Origin of the sequence: Prevotella sp. P4-98, assembly GCF_002251405.1 — a bacterium.
Taxonomy (GTDB): Bacteria; Bacteroidota; Bacteroidia; order Bacteroidales; family Bacteroidaceae; genus Prevotella.
Map to the genome: position 1 here is coordinate 1 of NZ_NPJC01000086.1, position 5,782 is coordinate 5,782.

At 43.7% G+C, this 5,782-nt stretch carries 2 protein-coding genes and 1 pseudogene; all 3 read left to right on the forward strand.

The features are described from left to right. Nucleotides 1–140: 140 nt before the first annotated feature. A complete protein-coding gene (locus CIK96_RS12860) occupies nucleotides 141–1,898 on the forward strand; it encodes a phage tail tape measure protein (RefSeq protein ID WP_094435020.1) in 1,758 nt (585 codons plus the stop codon). Nucleotides 1,899–2,064: 166 nt separating this feature from the next. Next, the gene (locus CIK96_RS12865) at nucleotides 2,065–5,394 is read left to right on the forward strand and encodes a hypothetical protein (RefSeq protein ID WP_094440824.1); all 3,330 of its coding nucleotides are present in this window, start codon (nucleotides 2,065–2,067) and stop codon (nucleotides 5,392–5,394) included. A 131-nt stretch (nucleotides 5,395–5,525) separates the two neighbouring features. Beyond that, nucleotides 5,526–5,782: pseudogene (locus CIK96_RS12870) on the forward strand (IS1380 family transposase); the annotation flags it as partial.

Here is a 5,782-nt window from a genome sequence, read left to right on the forward strand (position 1 = left end):
CAACTTCATTGTCAATACTCTTGGAGCTTTGGCAGCATATTGCTTCTTTCCTAAGAAACCTACAATTGCCGTTCAAAGGACTATTGATAGACAATTGACCTTATTCTAATTCGTCGAACTCACGTTAATTATATACAATTATGGCTAAAAAAACATCGATACACATTTGCGCTGCCAAGTATGGTGCCGAGAAGCACAACAGACGCGAGAAGGAGATGAAGCATGTTCATCCCGAGTATTCAAATCTTAACAAGAGTTGGGAAGCTGAGGACTTCAAGTCGGTAGCCGATGAGATTCGCAAGGCTAAGGAACGCTATTCCAGCCATCATTTCTGTCGTAAGGCGAAACTTGATGAAAATGGAAAACAATTGACAACACTTGCTTACGATAAAAAGACGGTCGACCCAATCGTTGACCCTAAAACTGGACTTCAAAAGGTTGTTCCAGAATGGGAACTCGACTTGTCGAAACCCAAGAAGATGCCCAAGAATGCCGAGCCTGTCCGTGAAGGTGTTGCTGTCATCACAGAGAATACGACGATGGAGCAGATGAAGACTTTGGCTAATCAAATCGAACAGCGTTGGGACATCAAGACCAAAGCCATCTATGCTCACCTTGATGAAGGCCATGAGCATTTGGTGACGGATAAGGATCATCAGCAGGGTAAGTATCTCGATTCTGCAGAAGGTTCGACAATCTTTCTCTGGAACCACCATGCTCACTATGTTTTTGATTGGACTGACCATGAGACAGGCCAGTGCATCAATCTAAACCGTCATGATATGTCAGAACTTCAGGATATGTTGGCTAATACTCTCAAAATGGAGCGTGGCAAGAAAAGTGACAAGAAATGGCGCGACGCTCATACTTTCAAGGCTGAGCAGGAAGCCATTCGTGCCAAAGAGGTAGCAGAATATACTGAACGTAAGAAAGCAGAAGTGAAGCAGATTCAGAAGAACATAGAAGCCAGTAACAGTAAGTTGACCAAACTTCAGGAAGCCATCGACGAATTGCTTTCTGCAACGAGTGTTCCAGAAGAAGAACTGGAGGCGGTACCATTTGCTGAAATGACATTCTCCTTCCAAGGTTCAAAGGAACCGTTGACCGTTAAAGACCTTATTAACATGACATTGTCACGACTTGATAGGGAAATCAGCACACCTATTCCTATATTGAAGCGTGAAGAATGGCAAAAGGAACGCAATGCCAAGGCTAAAGAGATTGTTACCACCCTTCAGAGCCAGTTACTCAGCGTATCGAAACTGCACAAAAAGAAAATCAATGATGTCGGCAAGAAGATGTATCTCGATGTCAAAAGGAAGATTGCCTTAGCTGCTAAGACGGACAAGGAGAATATGGCGTTGAGACAACGTATCTCGGAACTCGATGAAAGAGCAGTAGCCCGTGAGAAAGCCAAGACCCAAATTGCAGAACAAAAAGCCAGGGAACAGACCATGAGAGCAGAGAAGGCAGAAAAGCAAGTGGAGGAATCAGTAAAGCGCTTGTCAATGATGGAGAGGTTCATCAGTCAAGCAGGAGCAACGGAAGCCTTTGTTAATTGGAGTAATCTCTATGGTCTTGTCGAAGAAGCTGCTAAAGCATTAGTAACTTGGGCGCTAAGCAAGAAACTTGTATTCACCAATAAGGATGAGCGTACAATAGGCCAGGGAATTGTTGCAAAATGCCAACTAGAAGGATTAAATCCATCCGATGAAAATAATCGTCAGAAGGCGGCAAAAGGCATTGCGGACATTGCAGATTCCATTGTCGGTGAAATTAGTCAATTCAAATGGGATATTGCCTTACGTCGTATGGACCAACTAGCCTCTGAAATGAGTATGTCTGATAATAATTGCCTTCTCATAAAGGGTAGCACATCAAAACGCGGTCTTGGGTAATGGTGTTAAACATGTTTCATTTAAAAACCTCGTCAATAGATTTCTAAATTTGTGTGTAGACTGCGTTGCGAGATGTTTCAAAATTTACTATTATGATTTTTCATACGCGTTTCAATATAAATTTCAACTATTTTCATTATCTTTGCAACAACTTAAGAAACAAACGATGCTGAAACGATTCTTCCATATATGCGTCTTAGTTCTGCTACTCAACGCCTGTGGTAGTAGGGAGGCTCAGCGTTTGCTTGACCAAGCAGAGGCTGTTATAAATGAAAACTCCAGTGAGGCTATCACCATTCTCGACAGCATTAGCAATGACGGACTATCCCGCAGCCAGCGTATGCGTCGTCTGTTGTTGCTTACCAATGCCCAGAACAAATGCGATACGGTTTTCCGTTCTGACAGTATCCAAAAACTTCTCGTCAATTATTATGAAAGCCACGGTACTGCCAACGAACGAATGCTTGCCCACTATCTCCTTGGACGCGCTTACCAAGATATTCATGACTACCCTAATGCTCTGAATAATTATCAGAAGGCTGCAAATCATGCAGATACGACAGACATTGAATGTGACTATGCCTTGCTCAGTAGAGTTTATGGGCAGATGAGCGATGTTTTCTACCACCAAAATCTGATTGAAGAAGATTTAAAGTTTAATAATCTTGCTATCAGATACTCATGGAAAGCAAAAGACACACTCGCTGCAATATTAGGTATGGCGGGAAATATAGCAGCCTATAAAGGAATGGGGAAGCCTGACTCTGCACTATCCATTTGCGAACAAGCATCCGTGCTCGCCAGAAGATATGGATATAAGAACTTGTCTGCCGGAATCTTAGGAGGAGCCATTACGATACTTGTAGAGAAAGATTCCTTGAACAAAGCCAAGACCTTCATGGACATATACGAATCAGAATCCGGTTTCTTTGACGAAAACCATGATATAGTTAAGGGGCGTGAGGTTTACTATTACCCTAAAGGACGCTATTATTTGGCTGTCGGGAAATATGATTCTGCAGAACACTATTTTCGCAAGGAACTCCGTGAAGGTAAGGATTTCAACAACCAGAATGCCGCATCAAGAGGTCTGGCGCTGCTTTTCCAGAAGACACATCGGCCAGACTCTGCAGCCAAATACGCGCTTTACAGTTATACGATGAACGATTCCGTCTATGCTAACATGGCAACGGAAGAAGTGGAACGGATGAAAGCCATGTATGACTATTCGCGTTATCAGGAATCAGCCCGATTGGCCAACGAGAAATCTGAAAAAATGCACAAAAGGCTTATGGTCATCGGCTTTTCTACGTTTAGTATCATCGCTATAACCTTCATTGTTATACGTAGGGAAAGAAAGAAACGTATAGCGGCTCTCCATCATTACAAACAGAGTATTGCCGAACTTGCCAAGGCACAGTCGGAAGTCATCAGGCTTAGATCCCATGGAAGAAACATAGAAACAGCCCTCTCGCAAGCACAAAGCAATATAGAGGAGTTAAACAATTACACTTCAGAATTAAATCTTTTGATAGAGAAAAAGGAGATAGACATTGAGATTCTACGGAGTGATATTGAGAAATACCAGAGCAAAGAAACTAAAGAAAGGGAAATTGCAGAGGCGAAACTAAAGGATTATACCGGCTCCTATCCTCACAGCATAGAGATTACGGACGACCATGGGCAAATGTACGTCTTTGCCGAGGCGCCAAAGACTTCCATGGAGGACAATGCGTCATACAATCTGGCGGAAATAAGGAATGCTGCGGGCCGATGCCTTGCAGAATTCAAATACTCCGAAAAGGGATACAGTCTTTTACAGTCCTATTATGAGACCGTAGGCAAGCGCGACGAAAACTCCGACATGCCGATAGCATCGGAAGCAATTCGGGAGATATTCATAAAGCGCAACCAGCCAAGCACGCTGGTATATGGCATTAGGGAATACTATCCTGACACCATTATAACCGACAAAGAGACAGTAACGTTTGCCTATGGAAGCAGGGAGGACATAAAGTTTGCGAAAAGAATAGACAGTATAACCGTAAGGTCAAGCGACAACGGCACGATATTGCATACTGTCGCTTTTGCCTATGGATACCATACGGAAAGCGAATATGAGCACACGCTTTGCAGCAAGTACGGATATACAAACGTGTATGGCTTTAAACGGCTAAAATTAACTGACGTTACGGTTGACGGAAAGAAATACTCATTCGGATATAACGATGCGCAAGAATTGCCTTCCCGAATAAGCATGCGGCAAGACTTCTGGGGGTATTACAACGGGAAGACCAACGCTGACGGCCTATGCGCTTCACCAGAATACAAATATGACTATGATGGCAGGCTTACAGGTATTGAGACTGTTGGGCCGGCTAACCGTTACGCTAACGAATTGTACTGCAAGATTGGAACATTAAACCAGATTACATACCCTACCGGCGGCTTCACGTTGTTTGAATATGAGATAAACCACTTTGACGATGAACACGGAAAATATTACTACCCGTCTGCCAGTTCAAGCGTTAAGATTCCGAGGACGGTAACATGTGGTACAGGCTATAACGGAACAGGCTATAACAACACACCAGAGACGAGGGATTTCGACATCGACCAGGCAGTGCCCGTCGAAATATCCTCTGGATCTTCTTATTTGCCTTCGCCACAGCAATACTACAAACTTGACCTGGGCATCGTCGGCAAGGATTCCACAGGACAAACCGTATTCTCAAGGTATTATACTAAATATAATGACATGGAGGATTTCAAGGAATCATGCGTGCTTCCCAAGGGACATTATGTGCTGTCATGCAAATTCAGCACTGTGGCAAGTGGATTAATAACTGGAGGACGCATTCAGGTAACGCTTCCGCCTGCATACGTCGAAGATACATCTATTGCCGATGCCAGCGGAAAGTCTGTCGGCGGTGGGCTAAGAATCAGGACAGTAGAGAACTATGACAGCGATGGTGAGATGTTAGGATATACACGCTATAGGTATGAAGAAGGAAAACTGCTCATACCGACAGTTGACAAAGAGCACATCGACATGCAGTACCTCTTTGCCAGCAAGCCTGCCAATCCTTGTTTCTACTCCATACCGTCAACCCTGTACTGCGCCTTTTACTTTATAACCTCCGACCCGAAATATCTTGCTGTTTGTTCTTTGGAATGCCCGGATGTCGGCTACTCTAAAGTTACTAAGGAGAATTACGACAAGGACGGGCAACTGATGTCATATAGCACAGAGAATTTCCATAACGACGGGTGTCACAGTGTCAACAACGGCATTTTCGGAGTAAACACGGACGGACTCAACGGAAAACTGACAGAATCCGCGACATTTTCAAGTGACAGTGTGCTGATGCACAAGATTTGCTATTCTTATACGGTAATCGGCGGCAGCCCTGCCTTGAGCGATATGGTTTTCTTCCCTTGGGCTCGATGCTCAGACATGAGTCCCGGTAGCAGTGCCTTGGATGTATATCCTTAATTCCGCAACACTATAATTTAACTTTATTTATAAGTTCCTGAGCAACAAAAAGTTGCCCAGGATTTTGCCATGTCAGAATTTTCACTTATCTTAGTGTTGCAAAAAGAAAACAAGCAAAACTCTAATATGACATGGCAAAAATACAAATTAAATCTGAGAAACTCACACCTTTTGGAGGAATTTTTTCAATCATGGAGAAATTTGACTCCATGCTTTCACCCGTTATCGACTCAACACTGGGTCAGAGATGCAGCAGTATCTTCGGATATCAGTTCAGCGAGATAGTCCGTTCGCTGATGAGCGTTTATTTCTGTGGCGGCTCATGCGTGGAAGATGTAACGTCACAACTGATGCGCCATCTCTCGTATCATCCTACCCTTCGTACATG

What these genes read in the sequence shown, in the direction of transcription:
- CIK96_RS12860 (WP_094435020.1), top strand. Translation starts at nt 141, where the DNA reads ATGGCTAAAAAAACATCGATACACATTTGCGCTGCCAAGTATGGTGCC.
- CIK96_RS12865 (WP_094440824.1), top strand. Translation starts at nt 2,065, where the DNA reads ATGCTGAAACGATTCTTCCATATATGCGTCTTAGTTCTGCTACTCAAC.